This is a genomic window from Serratia sp. CY29653 (assembly GCF_052169255.1).
Classification (GTDB): Bacteria; Pseudomonadota; Gammaproteobacteria; order Enterobacterales; family Enterobacteriaceae; genus Serratia; species Serratia sarumanii.
On sequence record NZ_JBJNLC010000001.1, the window covers coordinates 435,453 to 455,404 of the forward strand.

The 19,952-nt window shown below is 62.0% G+C and carries 16 protein-coding genes, 2 tRNA genes and 1 riboswitch; of the genes, 8 read left to right on the forward strand and 10 right to left on the reverse strand.

Going from position 1 to position 19,952, the window contains the following annotated elements:
* Nucleotides 1-34: 34 nt before the first annotated feature.
* Nucleotides 35-2,338, reverse strand: a complete 2,304-nt coding sequence (gene opgB, locus ACJ8HN_RS02040; protein WP_442522982.1) for a phosphatidylglycerol--membrane-oligosaccharide glycerophosphotransferase — start codon at nucleotides 2,336-2,338, stop codon at nucleotides 35-37.
* 286 nt (nucleotides 2,339-2,624) lie between these two features.
* Between opgB and ACJ8HN_RS02045 the strand changes: the two genes are divergently transcribed.
* Complete coding sequence (locus ACJ8HN_RS02045; RefSeq protein ID WP_442522983.1) at nucleotides 2,625-3,365, forward strand: transporter substrate-binding domain-containing protein; 741 nt, start codon at nucleotides 2,625-2,627, stop codon at nucleotides 3,363-3,365.
* Here the strand turns inward: ACJ8HN_RS02045 and ACJ8HN_RS02050 are convergent, their stop codons facing one another.
* Genes ACJ8HN_RS02050 through ACJ8HN_RS02065 form a run of 4 tightly spaced genes read right to left on the reverse strand, consistent with a single transcriptional unit; the run spans nucleotide 3,366 to nucleotide 6,521 of the window.
* Nucleotides 3,366-4,301, reverse strand: a complete 936-nt coding sequence (locus ACJ8HN_RS02050) for an ABC transporter substrate-binding protein (RefSeq protein ID WP_115116790.1) — start codon at nucleotides 4,299-4,301, stop codon at nucleotides 3,366-3,368.
* A gap of 35 nt (nucleotides 4,302-4,336) precedes the next feature.
* Nucleotides 4,337-5,104 (reverse strand): ABC transporter permease, encoded by a 768-nt coding sequence (locus ACJ8HN_RS02055; RefSeq protein WP_442522984.1) that lies wholly within the window; start codon nucleotides 5,102-5,104, stop codon nucleotides 4,337-4,339.
* Nucleotides 5,101-5,841, reverse strand: a complete 741-nt coding sequence (locus ACJ8HN_RS02060; protein WP_442522985.1) for an ABC transporter ATP-binding protein — start codon at nucleotides 5,839-5,841, stop codon at nucleotides 5,101-5,103. Before ACJ8HN_RS02060 ends, ACJ8HN_RS02055 begins: the two co-directional genes overlap by 4 nt.
* Nucleotides 5,838-6,521 (reverse strand): TenA family protein, encoded by a 684-nt coding sequence (locus tag ACJ8HN_RS02065; protein WP_060420420.1) that lies wholly within the window; start codon nucleotides 6,519-6,521, stop codon nucleotides 5,838-5,840. Before ACJ8HN_RS02065 ends, ACJ8HN_RS02060 begins: the two co-directional genes overlap by 4 nt.
* Before the next feature lie 62 nt (nucleotides 6,522-6,583).
* Nucleotides 6,584-6,686: riboswitch (TPP riboswitch) on the reverse strand.
* Between the two features lie 149 nt (nucleotides 6,687-6,835).
* Here ACJ8HN_RS02065 and ACJ8HN_RS02070 point away from each other — a divergent pair.
* The 4 genes from ACJ8HN_RS02070 to gap all read left to right on the forward strand — a co-directional run bounded on the left by ACJ8HN_RS02070 (nucleotide 6,836) and on the right by gap (nucleotide 10,794).
* Entirely contained in the window at nucleotides 6,836-7,858 is a 1,023-nt protein-coding gene (locus ACJ8HN_RS02070) for an LLM class flavin-dependent oxidoreductase (RefSeq protein WP_033635151.1), read from the forward strand.
* Nucleotides 7,859-7,871: 13 nt separating this feature from the next.
* Nucleotides 7,872-8,606 carry an SDR family NAD(P)-dependent oxidoreductase gene (locus tag ACJ8HN_RS02075; RefSeq protein ID WP_442522986.1) on the forward strand — a complete coding sequence of 245 codons (735 nt, stop codon included), beginning with the start codon at nucleotides 7,872-7,874 and terminating at the stop codon, nucleotides 8,604-8,606.
* Between the two features lie 126 nt (nucleotides 8,607-8,732).
* Nucleotides 8,733-9,707: a GlxA family transcriptional regulator gene (locus ACJ8HN_RS02080; protein ID WP_308343710.1), complete on the forward strand. Its 975-nt coding sequence runs from the start codon at nucleotides 8,733-8,735 to the stop codon at nucleotides 9,705-9,707.
* A gap of 76 nt (nucleotides 9,708-9,783) precedes the next feature.
* The gene (gap, locus tag ACJ8HN_RS02085) at nucleotides 9,784-10,794 is read left to right on the forward strand and encodes a type I glyceraldehyde-3-phosphate dehydrogenase (RefSeq protein ID WP_041035793.1); all 1,011 of its coding nucleotides are present in this window, start codon (nucleotides 9,784-9,786) and stop codon (nucleotides 10,792-10,794) included.
* A 54-nt stretch (nucleotides 10,795-10,848) separates the two neighbouring features.
* On the opposite strand, the gene ACJ8HN_RS02090 is transcribed toward gap, so the two are convergent.
* Nucleotides 10,849-10,924 (reverse strand) — tRNA-Asn (locus ACJ8HN_RS02090).
* Nucleotides 10,925-11,023: 99 nt separating this feature from the next.
* Nucleotides 11,024-11,824, reverse strand: a complete 801-nt coding sequence (gene mtfA, locus ACJ8HN_RS02095) for a DgsA anti-repressor MtfA (protein ID WP_033635147.1) — start codon at nucleotides 11,822-11,824, stop codon at nucleotides 11,024-11,026.
* Between the two features lie 92 nt (nucleotides 11,825-11,916).
* Between mtfA and ACJ8HN_RS02100 the strand changes: the two genes are divergently transcribed.
* Nucleotides 11,917-12,006: transfer RNA gene (locus ACJ8HN_RS02100), tRNA-Ser, on the forward strand.
* Between the two features lie 235 nt (nucleotides 12,007-12,241).
* Here the strand turns inward: ACJ8HN_RS02100 and ACJ8HN_RS02105 are convergent.
* From ACJ8HN_RS02105 to ACJ8HN_RS02115, 3 genes are all read right to left on the reverse strand, one after another.
* The gene (locus ACJ8HN_RS02105; protein WP_442522987.1) at nucleotides 12,242-14,611 is read right to left on the reverse strand and encodes a glucose/quinate/shikimate family membrane-bound PQQ-dependent dehydrogenase; all 2,370 of its coding nucleotides are present in this window, start codon (nucleotides 14,609-14,611) and stop codon (nucleotides 12,242-12,244) included.
* Nucleotides 14,612-14,791: 180 nt separating this feature from the next.
* Complete coding sequence (locus ACJ8HN_RS02110) at nucleotides 14,792-16,168, reverse strand: MFS transporter (RefSeq protein WP_442522988.1); 1,377 nt, start codon at nucleotides 16,166-16,168, stop codon at nucleotides 14,792-14,794.
* 255 nt (nucleotides 16,169-16,423) lie between these two features.
* Nucleotides 16,424-18,319: a bifunctional sugar phosphate isomerase/epimerase/4-hydroxyphenylpyruvate dioxygenase family protein gene (locus ACJ8HN_RS02115; RefSeq protein WP_033647895.1), complete on the reverse strand. Its 1,896-nt coding sequence runs from the start codon at nucleotides 18,317-18,319 to the stop codon at nucleotides 16,424-16,426.
* Between the two features lie 229 nt (nucleotides 18,320-18,548).
* Between ACJ8HN_RS02115 and pcaH the strand changes: the two genes are divergently transcribed.
* Nucleotides 18,549-19,286 (forward strand): protocatechuate 3,4-dioxygenase subunit beta, encoded by a 738-nt coding sequence (pcaH, locus tag ACJ8HN_RS02120; protein WP_033647894.1) that lies wholly within the window; start codon nucleotides 18,549-18,551, stop codon nucleotides 19,284-19,286.
* A complete protein-coding gene (pcaG, locus tag ACJ8HN_RS02125; RefSeq protein ID WP_033635143.1) occupies nucleotides 19,286-19,906 on the forward strand; it encodes a protocatechuate 3,4-dioxygenase subunit alpha in 621 nt (206 codons plus the stop codon). Before pcaH ends, pcaG begins: the two co-directional genes overlap by 1 nt.
* Nucleotides 19,907-19,952 lie beyond the last annotated feature (46 nt).

The following is a 19,952-nucleotide window of genomic DNA, read 5'->3' on the forward strand; positions in this document are numbered from 1 at the left end:
CAAAGAAAATACCGCGCCCGTGAAGGCGTGGGGATCAGGAGGAGGGGGCGGCCGCCTCGACCTTCAGCGACACCAGGCCGATGCCCAGCTTTTTCGGCGTGAAGCCGCCGCTGGCGCTCTCTTTCGGCTCGGTCGGCGCCGGCGGGGTAATGCTGATCTTCTGCGCGCCGCGCGGGTTGTCGAAGCGCAGGGTGACGGTGCTGTCCTGTTCGCCGAGCGACACGAAACGCTCTTCGTCGCCGACGCGCACCGAAATCGGTTCGCCGACGTTATTGCCGTAGGCGCGGGCGCGCAGCACCAGATCGAAGCGCTTCGGCAGCGGATCGACGTAATCGATGTCGACCGCCGGCGCCAGGTTGGCGTCGGACCAGCGGCCCCACTCCTCGACGCCGGAAACGCCGGTGATGGCCTTCACCTGCTCCGGCAGGCCGGGCAGCATGAACTCGATGCTGTCCGCCCGGTACTTCATCGCCGCGTCGTCCACCTGCAGGCGGGCGACGGCGTTTTGATAATCGGCGACGCTGTCCGCCGCCGGGGCGGTAAAGCTCACCTTGCCGCGGAAGCGTTCGCCGCTGGCCTGCACGATCTGCGGCGGCGAGGCCAGGGTGCCGGAGGCCACGCAGATGTCGGTGCTCAGCGCCAGCTGCGGCGCCCAGACCCGGCCGATCTCGTAGCATTTATCGACCCAGACGAATTTCTCCCCCGCGCCCAGCCCGGCCAGCTGCTTGCGCAGCGGGGTGGAAAGGTAGACGTTGAACATCGGTTCGATGCGGTTGCCGCCCACCCGCAGGATGAACGGCACCTTGTAGGTGACGCCGGAAAAGCTGAAGCTGCGCTGGCGTGTGTCCACGCTGTAGTCGCTGATGCGGTTCGGCAGGCCCCACTGGTTGATCACCGCCGGTTTCCAGCCGTTGATTTTCTCTTCGATGTTCAGGAACACCGTAGACAGCGACGGCGCCGACAGGCTGCTGCGGCCGAGGCCGATGTAGTTGTCGCCGCCCATCACGTCCAGCACCGTGGCGCCGTTGTCCAGCGTGCTGCGCTTCTCGTTGCGCTGTTCCGCCAGCGGCCGGGTGCCGTCGATGATGAAGAACAGGTTGCGGCGCTTCTGTTTGGTCAGGATGTCGTAGGCGGTGTTGTTCATCGCCAGATGATCGGAGGACACCACGATCACGGTGTTGCTGAAATAGGGCGAGCGTTTGATCTTGTCGATCAGCGCGGCGATGTGTTGCTGGCTGCAGGCCACCGCGCTCAGCGAGCGGTTTTCCTTGTTCTGCCAGGCGTAACTTTTCTTGCTGCAGCCGGCGGAGATAAAGCCGTCCGGGTGATGGGTATCGACGGTCAGGGTAAACAGCGAGAAGGGTTGGCGCTGTTTGGACAGCTCGACGAACTTGCCGTACACCACGTCCAGCACGCTGTCGTCGTACCAGCCCCAGTCGTTTTTGTAGCTCGGATCGGCGACCTGTTCGCGCAGCTCTTTGAAGCCGTAAACGTGGTCGAAGCCGTGGGATTTCAGGAAGGTGTCTTTACCGGCGAACGCCAGCTCGGCGCCCTGATAGAAATAGTTGCTGTAGCCGGCGGCCTTCAGCACGTCGCCCAGGCAGACGTTCTCCGGGTAGAAGGTGGAGACCGCGCTGGAGGCGTTGCCGTCGAAGGGCGCGAACAGCGGAATGCCGCACTGCGAGGCGACCATGCCGGCGATGGTATAGCCGGTGCCCGGCAACTGCTGGGTGTTGCTGAAATCGATGCTGTCCGTGCGCAGGGCGTTCAGCTCGTCGGCCAGGCCGGGGAACAGCTCGGCGTCGAAGTAGGTGCGCTCCAGGCTCTCGGCATAGATGTACACCAGGTTCGGCCGCTTGCCCTGCACGGTCTTTTTCGGCGCCTTGTAATAGGTGGCGAAATCGGCGGTATCGCCGACGATCTGGCTCTTGACCAGCAGCGAGATGTCCTGAAACGCCGGGGTGGTGCCGACCGAAAATAGCGCCAGCAGCACGGCGACGATGCTGTAGGCCACGCTGCTGCCTTTGGCCTTGCGGCGCAGCAGGCTGCGAGCCAGCACCGCGAAGATAAGCCCCAGCGCCGCCAGCAGGCCGATAAACGGCAGCACGTATTTGCTGATGCCCGCGCCTTTGAGGCTGCTGGTGACGGTGTAGATCACCGCGTCGGTGATGCCGTCGCCGGTGAAGTAGTTGCTGGCGATCAGGATGACGTTCAGCACCAGATAGCTGCCGAGCAGCGTCAGCAGAATGGCGAACCACCAGCGGTTGGCGGCGGCCCGGGTGCGATAAATCAAAATCGACGCCAAAAAGAGAACAAACGAAACGACTGCTAAAACCATCCGCCAAACCCTGTCTGATTGAAATAAAACCGTTGCTGCCCTGGTCTGCGCCGCCGAGCGTGCCGCGGCGCGAAAAGTGAAGGGTATAGCCTATTGCCGGCGGCGGAACAACGCGCGATCTCCCGCTACGGCCGACGAACGGCGGCTATTGTACATTTTTATGACAATAGTGTGACGTTAATCACGCCGGCGGCGGCTTCGGCGGCGAAAGCTTGCTGGTCCGAGGTTTCGCTCTACGCTTAATGAGCGCCACGACGGCGCGCCCATCAGCCATTCAGGAGGAAGTATGCAGACGATTCCCGCCGCGGTACTCGACGATCTGGCCCCGCAAGGCGTGTTGCGCGCGGCGATCAACTACGGCAATCCGGTGCTGGCGCAGGCCGGAGCCGGCGGCAAACCGCAAGGCGCTTCGGTGGAGCTGGCCGCCGCGCTGGCCCAGGAGCTGGGCGTGGCGCTCGAACTGGTCACCTATGACGCGGCGGGCAAGGTGTTCGCCGATCTGGACAGCGGCGCCTGGAACCTGGCGTTTATGGCCATCGAGCCGGTGCGCGCGGCGCAGATCGCCTTCAGCGAGCCGTACGTGATCATCGAGGGGACTTACCTGGTGGCGAACGACGCGCCTTACTTTGAGGTGGCGCAGCTCGACAGGCCGGAGGTGCGCATCGCGGTCGGCCAGGGGGCGGCGTACGATCTGTTTTTATCGCGCACGCTGCAGCAGGCGCAACTGGTGCGGGCGGCAACCTCTGCCGAGGCGATCGCGCTGTTTTTCGACCGGGGGCTGGAGGCGGCGGCCGGCGTGCGCCAACCGCTGCTGGCCGCTGCGGCCGCCCATCCCGGCTACCGGGTGCTGGACGGGCATTTCACCGCTATCCGCCAGGCGATGGCGGTGCCGCGGCAAAAAACGCAGGGCGCCGCCTACGTGAACGCGTTTATCGAACGCTGCAAGGCCAACGGGTTGGTGAAGGCGGCCTTGCAGCGCAGTGGCCAGGGCGAGGTGACGGTGGCGCCGCCGGCCGCCTCGGCATGATCAGTCGAGCTCCACCGCGTACTGTTCCACCGGGGTGATTTTCTTGATCAGCTTGTTGTCGAACAGGAACTGTTCGTAAGCCTGGTAGCGGGCGCGATCCAACTTGGCCGGATCGCGCGCGAACAGCGGCAGGCTGGCTTGCCACGCCTGCTTGTTCAGCTCGGTATTCAGCTCCGGGTGCGCCTTGGCGAACGCCAGCCAGGTGTCCTGCGGGTGCGCGTGCAGGTAGTCGCTGCCTTGCTTCAGCGCGGCGAGGAATTTGCGGATTTTCGGCTCGTTCACCGCATCGCGGTTGGCGACGATGATCAGCTCGTCGTAGGCCGGCACGCCGTAATCTTCGACGTTGAACACCACCGGTTCTTTACCCTGCAGCTTCAGCTCCAGCGCTTCGATGTTGCGGTAGCCGCCGATCACCGCATCGACCTGGCCCGCCAGCAGGGCGCTGGTCAGCTGGAAGTTGACGTTGATAAGCTTGATGTCCTGCGGCTTGAGGCGCTCGTGTTCGACCATGGTGGCCAGCGTCGCCTGTTCGATGCCGCTGACCGAGTAACCTACCGTTTTGCCCTTGAGATCCGCCGGCGAGGTGATGTTTTTATCCAGCGCGATCACCGTATTCAGCGGCGTGTTGATCAGCGTGCCGACGCGCATCAACGGCAGACCCTGATCGGCGAAGAAGTGCAACTGCGGTTGATAGGTGATGGCGAGGTCGGCCTGTTTGGCGGCCACCAGCCGCGGCGGCAGCGCCGGATCGGACGGCGGCACGATCTTGACGTCCAGCCCTGCGGCCTTGAAGGCGCCGATCTGCTCGGCCACCATAATCGGCGCGTGATCGGGGTTGATGTACCAGTCGAGCACCAGCGTCAGCTTGTCGGCCGCGCCGGCCTGGCCTGTGAGGGCGGCGCCCAGCAGCAGCCCGCAAACGGTTTGTTTGATCATGGTCGTTCCTTTATCCCTGGTTATGGTTGCAATCATCACTCGTTTTCCGGCGCCCAGGCGATCAGGCGCCGCAGCAGCGCATCCACCGCGACCCACAGCAGCACGGTCATCAGCACCAAAATAAACAGCGCGGCGAAGCAGACGTCGGTCTGCATGCGCGCGTTGGCGTTCAGCATCACGTAGCCCAGCCCTTCGGCCGAGCCGACCCATTCGCCGATGATGGCGCCGATCGGCGCCACGGCGGCGGCCATGCGCAGGCCGGAGCCGAAGGCCGGCAGCGCCGCCATCAGCCGCACGTGCCGCAGCTGCGCCCAGCGCGAAGCGCGCATCGTGCGCGCCAGATCGAGATAGTCGTTGTTGACCCGGCACAGCCCGTCGAAAAAGGCCGACACCACCGGGAAGAAAATCACCAGCACCGCCATCGCCACCTTGGCGCTCATGCCGAAGCCGAACCACAGCACCAGCAGCGGCGCCAGGGCGAACACCGGTATCGCCTGGCTGGTGAGCACCAGCGGCATCAGCCAGCGCTGTAGGCGCGGCGAGAAGATCATGCACAGCGCCAGCGCCGCGCCGAGCAGCACGCCCAGCGCCAGCCCGCTGACGATCTCCGAAGCGGTGATCAGCGTGTGCCAGGCGAGATAGCCGCGCCCGTCCCACAGCGCCTGCGCCACCGCGCTCGGCGTGGGCAGCAGAAAGGCCGGAATGCCGCTTTGCGCCGCCAGCCACCACAGCAGCAGCAGGCCGACGAACACCGTCAGCCCGCGCCGCAGGCGGGTGAGGCCGCGCTCTTTGGCGATATTCATTGCGCGGCCCTCACCATCTGCTGCAGCAGCTCGGCCTGGCTTTTCAGCAGGCCGGCGTCATCCGGCGCGCGCGGCGGCCGCCCGCTGATGCGGTGGGTATCGTCGAGGCCCAGCGGCCAGGGCGACAGCACCAGCAGCCGGTGGCTCAGGCGGCAGGCTTCCATCGGGTCGTGGGTGATCAGCAGCACGGTGTTTTGCGCCAGCAGTTCGGCGGCCAGGCTCTGGATCTCGGCGCGGGTGATGGCGTCCAGCGCCGAAAAGGGTTCATCCATCAGCACGATCGGCTGGCGTTCATAGAGCGTGCGGGCGATGGCGGCGCGCTGGCGCATTCCGCCGGACAGCGCGGCGGGCAGGCTGCGGCCATGAACGGCCAGGCCCACGCGCTCCAGCAGGTGCGCCGCCCACGCCCGGTCCGGCGTTTCGCCGCGCAGCCGCGCGCCGAGGGCGACGTTTTCTTCGACGGTCAGCCACGGGTAGAGCAGGTCTTTTTGCCCCATGTAGGCGATGCGCCCGGCGATCGGCAGGCCGTCGCTGCCGGTCACCGTGCCCGAGGTGGCCTGCGCCAGGCCGGCGATGATCTTCAGCAGGCTGGTTTTGCCGGCGCCGCTGGCGCCGAGCAGGGCGACGAAGCTGCCGCCGGCGATGTCGAAGCTCAGCCGCTCAAAGACCGTCTGTTGACCGAAGCGCAGAGTGAGATCCCGCACCTGGATGCCGGGCGGGAGAAGCGGGGAGGTCATGAGGCGTTCAGCCCCATTTGCCAAAATGCCGATTCCAGCTGGGTGGCGGTGGTGAAAATCTGCGCCAGCTCGGTGAAGCGGCCTGGTGCGCCGCGCTGGTGGCCGACGGTTTCCAGCAGCTCGATGGCGGCACGCACGCCGGCCAGATAGCCCTCGTCGCCGTAGTTGCGGATCCAGGAGGCGTAAGGATTGCCCTCCATTTTGGTAGCGGGGTCGTGCAGCAGCCGCAGGCCGATTTCGGCATAGCCGGCCACGCAGGGCAGCAGGCCGGCCAGCAGATCGAGGGCGTCGCCGGCATGGCCGATATCCAGCACGTAGCGGGTGTAGTTCATGGTTTCCGCCGCTTCCGGCTGGGCGGCGATCTGCGCTTCGCTCAGCCCCCATTCGGCGCAGTAGGCCACGTGCAGCGGCAGTTCGGCGACGATGCCGTTGAGCGACGCGGTGGCGGCGCGCATCTCCGGCAGGGTGCGCAGCTTGCTGACCAGCAGCGCATAGGCGCGGGCGAAGTGCAGCAGGAACAGATAGTCCTGGGTCAGGTAGCGGCGAAACGCGCGTTCGGGCAAGGTGCCGGCGGCCAGCTGCTGCAGAAACGGGTGATCGACGTAGTCTTGCCAGTGGCTGCCGGCATGTTGGCGCAGCCGGCCGTAAAGACCGCTTTCGAACAGGGTGGTGATGGACATGGGACCTCCTTGAGTCAGTGGAGATCCGGGCACGCTGGGGTATGAACAGGCAACGGGTGAGAGCGTTGTTGCCTAACCGTCCCTTCGCTGGCATGACCCAGATCAGGTTCAAAGGGTTCGGCTTGCGCCATCTCAGCCCGTAACAGGACACCCCTCGGAGCTGCTTGTTATACGACATTTGTTTTTTGATTACAATCGCCGGGCGGCGCGGCGGCAATCGGTTCGTTTAGTGCGATCGGGGGCGATTTTGCTGGCGCAGGGCGCGCGGTTTTTGTCACTGTAGGCCGATGATTTGCCTTTGAGGACGATTCCCGATGAAAAAGATTGGTTTTCTCTCGTTTGGCCACTGGTCGCCTTCCGCCCAGTCCGGCACCCGTTCCGCGGCGGATGCGCTGCTGCAGTCCATCGATCTGGCGGTCGCCGCCGAAGATCTGGGGGCGGACGGCGCCTATTTTCGCGTACACCACTTCGCACGCCAGCTGGGGTCACCGTTCCCGCTGCTGGCCGCCATCGGCGCCAAAACCCAACGCATCGAGATCGGCACCGGCGTGATCGACATGCGTTATGAAAATCCGCTGTACATGGTGGAAGACGCCGGCGCGGCGGATCTGATCGCCGGCGGGCGGCTGCAGCTTGGCATCAGCCGCGGCTCGCCGGAGCAGGTGATCGACGGCTGGCGCTATTTCGGCTATGCCCCGGCCGACGGCGAGAGCGACGCGGACATGGCTCGCCGCCATACCGAAGTGTTCCTGGAAGCGCTGCGCGGCGAAGGGTTCGCCGAGCCCAATCCACAGCCGATGTTCCCGAATCCGCCCGGGCTGCTGCGGCCGGAGCCGTTTTCCGCCGGGCTGCGCGACCGCATCTGGTGGGGCGCCGGTTCGAACGCCACCGCCGTCTGGGCGGCGAAGCTGGGCATGAACCTGCAAAGCTCGACGCTCAAGAACGACGAAACCGGCGAACCCTTCCATATCCAGCAGGCCAAGCAGATCCGCGCCTACCGCGCCGCCTGGCAAGAGGCGGGCCATGCGCGCGAGCCGCGGGTTTCCGTCAGCCGCAGCATCTTCGCGCTGGTGGATCAGCGGGATCGCAACTACTTCGGCGGCGGCGGCAAGGAGGGCGATCAACTGGGGTATATCGACGCGCAGACCCGGGCGATCTTCGGCCGCAGCTATGCCGCCGAGCCGGACGAGCTGATCAAGCAGCTGGCGCAGGACGAGGCCATCGCCGAAGCGGATACGCTGCTGCTGACCGTGCCTAACCAGCTGGGCGTGGATTACAACGCCCACGTCATCGAATCGATTTTAACCCATGTCGCGCCGGCGCTCGGCTGGCGCTAAACGGAGGAGTGGCATGTCACGCATTTTCATTACCGGTTCGGTAGACGGGCTGGGCCGCGCCGCCGCGCAAACGCTGTTGGACGAAGGGCATCAGGTAATTCTGCATGCGCGTGAGCCCGGCCGTTTGGACGCGGTGCGCGATCTGCTGGATCGCGGCGCACAGGCGACGATCGGCGATCTGTCCGATGTGCAGCAGATCCGGCAGCTTGCCGAGCAGGTCAACCGCCTCGGCCGCCCGGACGCGGTGATCCACAACGCCGGTATGTTTACCGGGCCGCAGGTGATGCCGGTGAACGTCGTTGCGCCCTACCTGCTGACGGCCCTGATCGAACGCCCCAAGCGTATCGTCTATCTGAGCAGCAGCATGCACTTTGACGGCGTGGCGGAACTGAGCGGCGTGGACTGGCTCGGCGGCGCAGCCGGCTCCTATTCGGACAGCAAACTGTTCGTCACCGCGCTGGCCGCCGCCGTGGCGCGCCTGTGGCCTGACGTGATCAGCAGCGCGGTCGATCCCGGCTGGGTGCCGACCAAAATGGGCGGCGCGGATGCGTCAGACGATCTGGCGCTGGGGCATGTGACGCAGGCGTGGCTGGTGAGCAGCGATGAGCCGCAGGCTCTGGCGTCCGGCGGCTATTGGCACCATCAACAGCGCTTCGAACCTCACGCGGCGGTATACGACGAGGCGTTTCAAACAGCGCTGCTGGCGCAATTGGCGCGCGCCGGCGGGGTGAGCCTGCCGCAGGCTTGAGGACAGTGCTTTGTTGGCCCGTCGGCGCTTGCCGGCGGGCTTTTTTATGCTCGCAGGGTGAACCGGCGAGGCTTTTCTTATACAGTGGCTGTCTGACCTGTTTTGCTTGTTCTTCCTATTATCGCCATGCATACATTCCTGATTATCGTCCCTGAAGGGGGCATGCTGTTCGAAGCGGCGGGCATCGCCGATATCCTGATGCAGGCTAACCGTCTGAGCCCTGCCGAGGCGCCGCTGTATCAGATCGCGGTCGCCACCACGCAATCCCATCGGGTGGTACATGGCCTGTCCGGGCTGAGCCTGTTGGCCGACCACCGCCTGGCGGATCTCGATCCGGCCCTGCCGCGCGATACCGTCATTGTCGCCGGCAAGGGGGCGACCGAAGAAGAGGGCGCCCTGGTGGCGGATTGGCTGCGCCGCGCGGCCCCGCAGGCGCGCCGTATTGCCTCCGTTTGCGGCGGGGCTCTGCTGCTGGCCGAAGCCGGATTGCTGGACGGGCGGCGGGCGACTACCCACTGGCGGCTGGCGGAAACGCTGCAGGCGCGCTTCCCGCGGGTGCAGGTCGAGAACGGCCCGATCTACGTGCAGGACGGGCCGATCTGGACCTCCGGCGGCGTCAGTTCCGGCTTCGATCTGACGCTGGCGCTGGTGGAGGACGACTACGGCTTCGTGCAGGCGCGCGAAGTGGCGCAGGATCTGGTGATGTTTCTGCGCCGCCCCGGCGGGCAGGCGCAGTTCAGCCGCTACCCGCTCAACCAGGCCAAATCGCCGGGCCCGATCCGCGACCTGCAGTCCTGGATCCTGGAAAACCTCGCCGACGATCTCAGCGTCGATCGGTTGGCCGAACGCGTGGCGATGAGCCCGCGCAACTTTACCCGCGTGTTCACCCGCGAGACGGGCATTTCTCCCGCCAAATTCGTCGAAGAGGGGCGGTTGCATACCGCCAGACAGCGCCTCGAGCAGAGTGCGGAGGGCATCGAACAGATCGCGCTGGCCACCGGCTTCGGCAACGGCCTTAACCTGCGGCGGGTGTTTGAGCGCAAACTGCAGCTGACCCCAAGCGAATACCGCGAACGCTTCCACGCGCGCAAGTTGGCGTAAATTGATCGTTAAACGTCATTTACGCCGCCTCGGGGCAGGGCTAGATTTGAGGCAAAGCCCAAATGAGGAGAGCATCATGGTGAAAGTAGGCATTAACGGCTTCGGCAGGATCGGGCGCAACGTGCTGCGCGCGGCGCTGGGGCGCAGCGATTTTGAAGTGGTGGCGATCAACGATCTGACGGACAGCAAAACGCTGGCGCACCTGCTGAAATACGACACGCTTTCCGGCACGCTGGCGGCCAAAGTGGAAGCCGGCGACAATCGGCTGCTGCTGGACGGCCGGCCAATTCAGGTGTTTTCCCAGCGCGATCCCGCCGAGATCCCCTGGCGCAGCGTGGGCGTGGACGTGGTGATCGAAGCGACGGGCTTCTTTACCGATAAAGCCAAGGCGGAAGTGCACATCACGCACGGCGGCGCTAAGCGGGTGATTATCTCGGCGCCGGCCAAGAACGACGACATCACCATCGTCATGGGGGTTAACGACCAGCTCTACGATCCGGCGCGGCATAAAGTGGTCAGCAACGGCAGCTGTACCACCAACGGGCTGGCGCCCGCCGCGCAGGTGTTGCATCAGGCGTTCGGCATCGAATACGGGCTGATGAACACCACTCACGCCTATACCAACAGCCAGGCGCTGCACGATCAGCCGGAAAAAGATCTGCGCGGCGCGCGGGCGGCGGCGGAGTCGATCGTGCCTTACTCCAGCGGCGCGGCCAAGGCGCTCGGCAAGGTGATCCCGGATCTCGACGGCCGCCTGACCGGTTACTCGCTGCGGGTGCCGGTACCGGTCGTCTCGATCGTCGATCTGACGGTGACGCTGAAACGCCCGGCGACGGTGGAGGAGATCAACGCCGCTTTCCGCGCGGCGGCGGCGTCCGGCCCGCTGAAAGGGATCCTGGGGTACAGCGATGAACCGCTGGTGTCGAGCGACTATCGGGGCGATGCGCGCTCGTCGATTATCGATGGTTTGTCCACGCTGGTGATCGGCGGCAATCTGGTGAAGGTGCTCGCCTGGTATGACAACGAGTGGGGCTTCTCCAACCGCTTGGTCGATCTGGCGCTGCTGATGGAAAAACGCGGGCTGTAAACGCCCAACAGCAAAAAGCCCGCTTAAGTTTCCTTAAGCGGGCTTCTCTAAATATGGCTCCTCTGACTGGACTCGAACCAGTGACATACGGATTAACAGTCCGCCGTTCTACCGACTGAACTACAGAGGAATCGTGTGAACGGGGCGCATCATATCCAGCCGCCCCGGGTGTGTCAACGCTAAATTGCCCCAGGCGGCGCGACTGCTCGGTATCTGAGCAATATGCCCGTCAGTCAGCCCATTGCGCATCGTTTTCCGCCTGGCCGCGCAGCAGGCGAGCCAGCGGATCCTGGCGGTAGAAGCGGCAAAAGTGCTGATACAGCGCCGGAAAGCGTTCTGCCAGCAGCTCGGGGGCGCTGAAAAAATACTCCGACAGCACGGCGAAGCACTCGGCCGCATCGGTGGCGGCGTAGGCGTCCATGCTGGCGGCCTCTTCGCCGACCATGTCGATCTCGTCCTGCAGGCTTTCCATTGCGGCGTGCAGATCGTGCTCCCAGGCGGCCACTTCGCGCAGCGGGATCGGCGGCACGCCGGTGGCGACGCCGCCGTTGCGCATATCCAGCTTGTGCACCGCTTCGTGGATCACCAGATTGAAACCGGAGAGATCGAAAGAGTCCTGCACGTCTTGCCAATTGAGCACGATCGGCCCCTGTTCCCAGCTCTGGCCGGACTGCACCACCGGCCCCGAGTGCACCAGGCCGATTTCGTCCTGCCATTCGTCTTCCACCACGAACGGGGTGGGGTAGAGCAGGATTTCGTTGAAGCCGTCGAGGCACTCCGCGCCGAGCTCCAGCACCGGCAGGGCGAACAGCAGGGCGATGCGCGCCTGCATTTGTGAGGTGAGCTGCAGCCCCTGCAGCGGCACGATGCGCTTTTGCTGCAAGATTTGCCCGGCGACGGCCACCAGCCGCTGCCGCTCCTGCTCATTCAGCGGCGAGAGCAGCGGGATCGCCAGCGCGTCCTGCCACTGGGCCTCGATGTCTGCCTGGGATTGAGAGGGTTGAGTCGCTTTCCACGGCCATTTAATCATCAGGTTGCTCGTAAACTCATCACTTGAACGTTCAGCGGTATGCTAATGCTGTAAAAATGCCGCAAAAGCGGGCATGATAGCAAGCGTTGTCAGGAGAGATGCCGGAGCGGCTGAACGGACCAGTCTCGAAAACTGGAGTAGGGGCAACTCTACCGGGGGTTCAAATCCCCCTCTCTCCGCCACTATTCAATCACTTACGAATAAATCTTTCAACGATCCCCATCACAGTAAAACCACCGTTCTTATCGGCTGTCGTCCTTATTTTCCTGTCCCGACCCTTTGCCGACGTTATCAAACTGTCTTTTCGTCTTACCGTTTGTCATGTTGTGAACGATAGGGCGGGTTTGACGCCGCCCGTTGCCGATGGGATTGACTCACTCTGTAAACCCGATGCGCCTTGATATTTCTCGTGCGAGATTACTTGTCCGGCAGCGCATAGGCGATAATGTAGTCGCCGCGCATCGGTGATTGGCGTGCGCCCCCCGCATTGATGACAATGTACTGTTTGCCGGTTTTCGGCGAAAGGTAAGTCATCGGGCCGGATTGGCTCCCGACCGGCAAGCGTGATTTCCAAATCTCTTTACCGTTGGCGGTGTCAAAGGCGCGTAAATAGAAGTCCTGCGTGCCGGCGAAAAACAGAAGACCCGACTGCGTCGACAGCGGCGCGCCCAGCGTTGGCATGCCGATAGGGATCGGCATATGCATGCTGATGCCGAGCGGCCCGGTATCCTCGACTGTCCCGACAGGGACCTGCCACACCAATTTGCCGGTAGTCAGGTCCACGGCGGACATCGTGCCGAACGGCGGTTTCTGGCAGGGGATCCCCAGCGGGGAGAGGAACCGTTCTCGCAGGGCCCCGAACGGGGTGCCCTCCATCGGGACTATCCCCATTTCAATACCGCTGGCGTTGGTCGGCACCTTATCCCGCGGCACCAGATAATGCGCCAATCCCAGACGCATGTCGTTAACGAACATCAGGTTATTGTGGGGATCCACGGCGACGCTGCCCCAGTTCATTCCTCCCAGAGAGCCAGGGTATTGCAGGGCGCGGTCTTCACCCGGCGGGGTGAAAATGCCTTGATAGCGCATTTCTTTAAACTGAATGCGGCATAACAGCAGGTCAATCGGCGTTGCGCCCCACATATCCGACTCTTTCAGTTGTTCATTGCCAATCATCGGCATCCCCACTGAGTACGGCTGAGTGGGGGAATAGCGTTCACCCTTGATAGCTCCCGTTGGCACCGGGCGTTCTTCAACTTGCGCGACGGGCTCGCCGGTCACGCGGTTGAGCATGAAAATCATGCCTTGCTTGCTGGTTTGCACCAGAACCGGCGTAATGCCGCCTTTGCCGTCGGGCAAATCGAACAACAGTGGCTGTGAGGGCAGATCGAAGTCCCACAAATCGTGGTGGGTCGTCTGATAGTGCCAGCGAACTTTGCCGGTAGCGGCGTCTACGGCGACGACGGCGGAGCTGTATTTGTCGTCCAGCGCGCTGCGAGTGCCGCCGAAAAAGTCTGGCGTCGCGTTGCCTGTGGGTAAATAGATGAGGTTCAACCGCTTGTCATAGGACATGGCTGACCAGACATTCGGCGTGCCGCGAGTATAGGTTTGCCCCTCCGGCGGCAGGCCGCTCAGTTCAGGGTTGCCCGGATCCCAGGCCCACACGAGGTTGCCGGAGTGAACATCATAAGCTCGAACAACGCCGGGAGGCTCATCGGTGGAAAAGTTGTCCGCTACGCGTCCCCCCACGACGACGATTTCTCCGGCCACCAGCGGTGTGGAGGTTTGTTGATAATAACCCGGTTTGATTTCGCCCATGCCGCTGCCGAGATCGACGGTACCGCGATCGCCAAAGGCGTCGCACAATTTCCCCGTGTCGGCATCAAGGGCGATGAGTCTGGCGTCAATCGTGGGCAGGAACAAACGACGCGAACAGATCGCGGGTGGGCGACTCGAGCCTGTTGCTGCAGGAGCGGCGTGATTCTCGTAGTAACCCAGGCCCCGGCAGCGCTGCCAGTTCGGCGAGGCGGCTTGCGGATCGAAACGCCATTTTTCTTTCCCGCTATCCACATCTAAAGCCAGCACTTTACTGTACGGGGTGCAGACATAAAGCGTGTCGCCGACCTGCAAAGGCGTATTCTGATCTTCCGCACCCGAACCTTTGCTCACGGGAAGATCGCCGGTATGGGCAGTCCAGGCCACCTGCAAGCGGGAAACGTTCTGCTTGTTTATTTGATCAAGTGCGGCGAAGCGATCGCCGTGCGGGGTATTTCCCCAGTGCTCCCAATTCTTTTGTTGCTCGCCGGCGGCTACTGGAAATACGGGGATGGCTTTCGTCGCGCTGACCAGCGGTTGGGATCTGAACATCCACCCGAAGCTGACCCCCAGCCCGATGGCCAGGATCGCCGCTAAGCCGAAAGCCGGGCCTTTTTTGGCCGAATGGCCTGGCATCAATGGCCAGGCGATAGCGCAAAGAAATGCTAAAACGCCGAGGGTGAAAAGGCGCGAGAACAGCGGCCAGTAATGCCAGCCGGCATCGGCGACGGCCCAAAACAGGGAGGCGACGAAGGCGATCGCGTACAGGATAATGCCGCTGCGACGGCGCCGGGCAATCAGTACGGCGGCGATAATCATCGCCAGACCCATCGCCACGAAATAAAACGTTCCGCCGACGAAGGCCAATCTGGCGCCGAGAAGGCAGATTGCCAGGCCGATAATGAACATCAATCCGGCAAGAAACCACAGGAGGTACTTCTTCCCGTCCCGCGTCCTGTGCGCTTTTTGCATATGAGCTCCTTAGTGATTTTTCTCTGAGGCGGTTAAAAAGGGGAATGAGGTGGCGGTGCGCCTTCCGTCTCAGGCGTCGCGTGTTTGCAGCCGGAAGGCGTCTGTACCGAAGAAAGGAAGGGAGGGAATGTCATTCCCGCTATCCTGTCGCGCTGTTCAAACAGGGGCTACTCCGCGCGTTCAGCGCATGTCATTTGAACGTGCGTCAAGGTAAGCCTTATACCCATGCCCTGCCGCTTGGCGAACTTGATGGCGCCCTTTGGCGACGATCATCGCCACCGTCAATAGCGCCGGCAGCGCCAGCACGGTGAAAATGGTGCTTAAACTCCAACCGAGCGCCAGCATTTCAGCGCCGGCCAGCGCGCTCAATATGGCGCCCAAACGACCGATGCCGTGCATCCAGCTGGAGCCGGTAGCCCGGGCTTCGGTGGGATAAAAACTGGCCGACAGGGCGTTCATGCCGGTGTTGGCTCCTCCGATGCAGAATCCGATCGCCATCGCGCAGCCTCCCATCAGGACGGGGTAGCCCATCGCCGGCCCCATAAGCAGGGTGAACAGCGCCCCCATCCCATAAATGGACGCCAAAGCGCGATGCGGTTCGGATCTGTCCATCAGCCAGCCGGAAAACAGTGAGCCCAGCGTGCCGGCCGCCTGAAACAGGGCGGTGATGATCGCCGCTTGCGTGACGTTGAAGCCGCCGTCTTTAATCAGCAACGGCAGCCAACTGCCCAACGTATAGAACAGAAACAGCGCGGAAAAATACGATCCCCACAGCATTAAACTGCCGAAACGGTACTGCGAGCTCACCACTAATTTGATGGGGTGCGCGCAGGCCTGGTTTGGCGGGGGCAATATGATGGTGCTGTGCCGAAGATCGAGGTCGGGCGCCAGTTTCGCCAAAATCCGCTGAATTCCGTCGTTTTTCGCCCGTTTCTCCACCAGGAAACACACCGATTCGGGTAATGCCGCCATCAGCACGGGCGCGAACAGCAGGGGCAAGATCCCGCCGAGCAGCAGCACGGAATGCCAGCCGAAGCGTGGCATCAGCCAGGAGGCGGCGAATCCGCCCAAGGCGGCGCCAAAGGTGAAGCCGCAGAAGACCACGGTAATCAAGAAAGCGCGGCGCCGGGCAGGCGCGAATTCCGCCACCAGGGTGCCGACATTCGGCATGGCGGCGCCCAGCCCCAAGCCGGTGAGCAGGCGAAATAACATCATCTGCTCCATATTTTGAGAAAACGCCGTCACCAGCGTCCAAACGCCAAAAAAGAATACGCTGTTGATGATGACCACTTTGCGGCCGAACCTGTCTGACAATGGCCCGGAAAGCATCGCGCCCAGCGACAGGCCAATCAGCGCCGCGCTGATCACCAGCCCCAGCTCGCGATTAGTGATTTGCCAATCGGCCTTAAGCTCTGGCGCAATAAATCCCATGATAACGATATCGAATCCATCCAGAGCAATGATGCAAAAGCCGAGCAGCACGACCATCTTTTGCCATTTCCCTAAGGGGCGGCTGTCGATCAGCGCCCGAACATTGATTGCGTTGTTTCCCGACATGGGGGGCTCCCGGTGCAGTAGTTTAGTGTCATCACTATAAGCAGCCGTTGGTGGGGCAATAAATGTCGATTATCGAAATAATGTGCGTTTATCGGACGATGAGGTGAGAGGGAAGTGAGGGTGGAATGTTAACCTTATGTTATGAAAAGGGATTGCCGTGGGAATGGCTGAGCCGGAAGCGGTTGAGAGTGTGAGCGCGATCATTAACCTTTTCAGTAAGATGAAAGAATGAGCGGGCCTTGATGGCCCGCACGGTTAACGCATGGCGGTGAGCCGAACCGGGGCGTTGGCGGCCCCGAAGCCGCGGTAGCCGCCCCGACGTTCCAATAACTCGAAGAAGAAGCGCCCTTTCTCGTAGGCGACGGTGTAGACGTGCAGTAATTCTCCACCTTGCTCGTCTCGATCGTAGAGCACATTGAACGCTTGCAGCTGCGAAAGGAAAACGGGATCAAGATCGAAACGCGCTCTGAGGTCTTGATAGTAGTTATCGGGGATGCTCAGTGTTTTTAATCCACGCTGCTGAGCCGCTTTCACGACGCTGAACAAATCATTACAGCCAAAGGCGACATGCTGTAATCCCGCGCCCTGATAGGTGGTTAATGCCTGGGCGATTTGGGTTTCCCGGCTCACCGACATATTCAGCGGCAGCCGGATGGCGTCGTTGGGGCTGCGCAACACGCGGCTGCGCACCAAACCCAACGGATCGGGCAGTTCCCACTCGTTGTCCTGCACAAAACCCGGCACGCTGCGCAGGAACATGATCCAGTTGCCGCAAGATTCGTCCGTCAGCGCTATCGCGAGGTGATCGATGCTCTGCAGTGCAGGCGGCGGCGCGCTGCGATGAGTCAGATGAAAATCGGTGTGATAAATATCGTTCTTGGGATCTTCGTCCGCCTCGACCAGATAAATCAGGCTGCCGTCCGGTGCGCACAGGGCGGGAATTTGCCGCTCGTTGGGGCCGGTTTCTCCTTGCCAGAGGGCGTAACCGTAGTCTTGCGCCCGTTGCAGTAAACGCGCTACGCCGCGAACCCGCCACGCCACGGCGCAAAGAGAAATGCCGTGCAAGTGATAATAGCCGCTGGCCTGACTTTCCGGCTGGGCATTCAGAATGACATTCACTTTGCCGTTGCGATAGAGGGCGACGCTTTTGGAGCGGTGTTCGCCGGCGTGAACCAATCCCAACTGCGTCAGCCATTGGCCCATCGCCAGCCCATCGCTGTGCGAGACGGCAAATTCGATAAACTCCAGCGCCAGCAAGGGGGGATGCGCTTCTGAATGAAATAATGAATGTTCTATGAGCGAGGCCATGGCGTTGGGCAGCAGAGGCTGTTTGGCCAACCAGTCATAGGTTTGTTCCTCCAGCCACAACAACGATCGGAAACCGTCCTGAGCCGTGGGAAGCACCGGCGAGGCGCGGAAACCATCGTTAAATATCTCCAGCGACCAGGCGCCGCGATAGCCATGCGCGGAAAGTTGAGTCATGAATTGAGCCAGGTTCAGCTCCCCTTGGCCGGGGAAACAGCGGAAATGGCGGCTCCAGGCGAGCACGTCCATCTTCAGCAGCGGGGCGTCCGCCAGTTGTACAAACACAATTTTTTCGGGCGGGACTTCATCAAGGCCGTCAAGATTATCGCCGCGCGACAGGATATGAAAACTATCGAGAATGATCCCCAGCGCCGGATGGTCTACGGCCTTAACCCGCGCCCAGGCGTCGCGCCACAGGTTCACGTGACGTCCCCATGCCAGCGCTTCATAACCGACAGTAATATCATACTCGGCGGCCAACTCCGCCAACGCGCGCAAATCGCTCACTTGCGTGGCCATGTCTTCGCTGCTGTCGGGCGAGACATTACTGCAGAGCAGCATGCGCGAGCAGCCCAATTGCTGCATGACGTCGAACTTGCGCGCTGCGCGTGAAAGGTTCTGCGCCAGGCTTTCGCGCGGACCGCCTTCGAAGTCCCGAAACGGCTGGAACAGTAAAATTTCCAGGCCCAGTTCGGCGCACAGATCACGGATTTGCGCCGGTGAACCGGGGTAATAGACCAGATCGTTATCGAAAATTTCGACGCCATCAAAGCCTGCGGCGGCGATAGCCCGCAGTTTTTCCGGCAGCGAGCCCGATACCGAGACCGTCGCGATAGAACGTTTCATCATTGCCTCCAGTTAAGCGGTCATGGATGACCTGAAAGCGACCATTCAGTAGCGAGGCGGACCACCGACGGGAATTGAAACCTGTTATGGACCAAATGAAATGTTTCGTCAATTCAGAACATTCCATGAATTTTAGTTATATAAAGCGATCGGTTTTCTCACTTTACTTTTACATATTGCGCTTCCTACACTCTGTCGACATGTACCCTCAAATAATAAGGATACCGGGATGAAAAGTGATTGGATGGCGCGAGAACTGGTGCATCGCGATTACAGCCATCACCCGCCTGCGCTGGCGCCGCTGTATAAAACCAGCGTGCTGCGATCGCCGCGCAATGCATTAATTTCATTGCAAAACTCGCTGTCTGAACTGACCGCACCCGTGTTCACGCCAACGGATATCGGCCCGATTGATCACGATCTGATTCTGAACTACGCCAAAGACGGCTTACCGATCGGCGAGCGGATCATCGTGCATGGATATGTGCGCGATGCCTTCGGTGCGCCGGTGCGCAACGCCCTGGTCGAGGTATGGCAGGCCAATGCGGGAGGGCGCTATCGTCACAAGAAGGATCAGTATCTGGCGCCTATCGATCCCAATTTTGGCGGCTGCGGCAGGATGCTGACCGACGACAACGGGTATTACTGTTTTCGCACCATCAAGCCGGGCCCGTACCCCTGGCGCAATCAGGTCAGCGACTGGCGTCCGGCGCATATTCACTTCTCACTCTCCGGCGAGGCGTTCGCGCAGCGGTTGATCACGCAGATGTATTTCGAAGGCGATCCGTTGCTCGTTCGTTGCCCCATCTTGCAGTCGGTAGGCAGCGACGATGCGATGCGCACGCTGATTGCCGAGCTGGATATGCACGCCGCCGTGCCGCTGGACAGCCTGGCCTACCGCTTCGATCTGGTGCTGCGCGGCCATCGGGCCACGTGGTTTGAGAACCGTACACAGGGAGCCGCGTGATGAAAAAGTATTTGTCTGAAACGGCCTCGCAAACCGCCGGCCCTTATGTGCACATCGGTTTGGCGCCGCATGCCGCCGGTTTTGACATTTTTGAGCGTAATTTCACCCATGTGTTGACGCAACCGGAAACGCGCGGGGAACGCATCGTGGTGGAAGGGCATGTTTATGACGGTACCGGCACGCCGGTGCGAGACGCGCTGGTTGAAGTCTGGCAGGCCAACGCCGCCGGACGATATCAGCATCCCGCCGACGGCCAACGAGATAAACCCGACGACCCCGCTTTTCGCGGCTGGGGGCGAACCTGTTCGGATTTCACCAGCGGCCTGTGGCAATTTGAGACGATTAAACCGGGCAGAGTGATGGGGCGCGACGGCCGGCTGATGGCGCCTCATCTCAATTTATGGATCGTGGCCCGCGGCATCAACATCGGGTTGAACACGCGTCTTTACTTCGCCGACGAGCAGGCGGCGAACGCTGAAGATCCGGTGTTGAACCTCATTGAATGGGAGAAACGGCGCGGCACGTTATTGGCGCAAAGGCGGCAGCGCGGTGATCAGACGGTATACCATTTCGATATCTGGCTACAGGGCGAGAACGAGACCGTTTTTTTTGATATTTGACCTCCGTTCGCCCTGTGAATGAGCTTGCCGCGTTGGCGGCAAGTTA